Consider the following 476-nt stretch of genomic DNA (forward strand, 5'->3'; position numbering starts at 1 on the left):
TGCCGTACTGCTTAAGCCAGGAATAAAGTGAGGAGCGATTGACTCCTAGCTCTGCTGAAGCCGCGTGGAGTGAGAGGTCCTCATTGTTTTCGTAGAGGGCCACAGCATCACGTTTGAACTGTTCGGAGTACCTAGGCATGGTGGTAGATTACCTTTCTTCCCAACCCAACCGGGCTGGGTATCAGGTGTCTACCTAACAGGGGTCAGGTCCTTCCACATTTGCTTTATCCTTCGGCCGACGCGCGCGTGTGGGAAGTGCTGCTGTGTTGTAGTGCTCCAAGAACTGCTGGTAAGTGTCGTTGACCTTCCGATTCCTATCGGCAGTGCTGATCGCGTTTGATGCCGTCGACGCGTTATCGGGGACAACAACCTGGCAGACCCCACCGAAGTAGTCAAACGCTTGGCGGTGTGCATCAAGCCAGGACTGTTGCCGCTGGTCAACACACGCACAGGCAAACAGCATTCCTGAATACGGC

2 protein-coding genes are annotated in these 476 nt (G+C 54.6%); both read right to left on the bottom strand.

Features of this window, described 5'->3' with window-relative positions; all coding sequences use genetic code 11:
• The coding region (locus tag HMPREF2932_RS07010; protein ID WP_141756293.1) for a transposase at positions 1 to 139 on the bottom strand (139 nt) is incomplete at its 3' end.
• A gap of 54 nt (positions 140 to 193) precedes the next feature.
• On the bottom strand, positions 194 to 476 hold a 283-nt coding region (locus tag HMPREF2932_RS13130; protein ID WP_246818639.1), incomplete at its 5' end, for a DDE-type integrase/transposase/recombinase.

Origin of the sequence: Corynebacterium sp. HMSC074H12 (assembly GCF_001813755.1) — a bacterium.
Taxonomy (GTDB): Bacteria; Actinomycetota; Actinomycetes; order Mycobacteriales; family Mycobacteriaceae; genus Corynebacterium; species Corynebacterium hiratae.